Below are 798 nucleotides of genomic sequence, written 5' to 3'. Positions count from 1 at the left end.
TTTCAGTAAAACCCATCTGGGTTGTATGGTTAAGCCTCTCGAGTCATTAGTACATGTTAGCTCAACGCCTCACAACGCTTACACACCATGCCTATCAACGTCCTAGTCTCGAACGGCTCTTTAGAGGAATTAAATTCCTAGGGATGACTCATCTTAGGGCTCGCTTCCCGCTTAGATGCTTTCAGCGGTTATCGATTCCGAACGTAGCTACCGGGCAATGCCATTGGCATGACAACCCGAACACCAGCGGTTCGTCCACTCCGGTCCTCTCGTACTAGGAGCAGCTCCCTTCAATCATCCAACGCCCACGGCAGATAGGGACCGAACTGTCTCACGACGTTCTGAACCCAGCTCGCGTACCACTTTAAATGGCGAACAGCCATACCCTTGGGACCGACTTCAGCCCCAGGATGTGATGAGCCGACATCGAGGTGCCAAACACCGCCGTCGATATGAACTCTTGGGCGGTATCAGCCTGTTATCCCCGGAGTACCTTTTATCCGTTGAGCGATGGCCCTTCCATTCAGAACCACCGGATCACTATGACCTACTTTCGTACCTGCTCGACGTGTATGTCTCGCAGTTAAGCTGGCTTATGCCATTGCACTAACCGTACGATGTCCGACCGTACTTAGCCAACCTTCGTGCTCCTCCGTTACTCTTTGGGAGGAGACCGCCCCAGTCAAACTACCCACCAGGCACTGTCCCTAATCCCGATAAGGGACCTAGGTTAGAACATCAAAACTACAAGGGTGGTATTTCAAGGACGACTCCATCATGACTAGCGTCACAACTTCA

The 798-nt window shown here is 51.9% G+C and carries 1 rRNA gene; it reads right to left on the bottom strand.

What is annotated here, in order from left to right:
- Window positions 1–25: 25 nt before the first annotated feature.
- Window positions 26–798 (bottom strand): 23S ribosomal RNA (locus tag KFE26_RS23620); the annotation flags it as partial.

Origin of the sequence: Shewanella sp. M16 (assembly GCF_018224605.1) — a bacterium.
GTDB lineage: Bacteria > Pseudomonadota > Gammaproteobacteria > Enterobacterales > Shewanellaceae > Shewanella > Shewanella oncorhynchi.
This window is presented reverse-complemented; position numbering and strand designations above follow the sequence as displayed.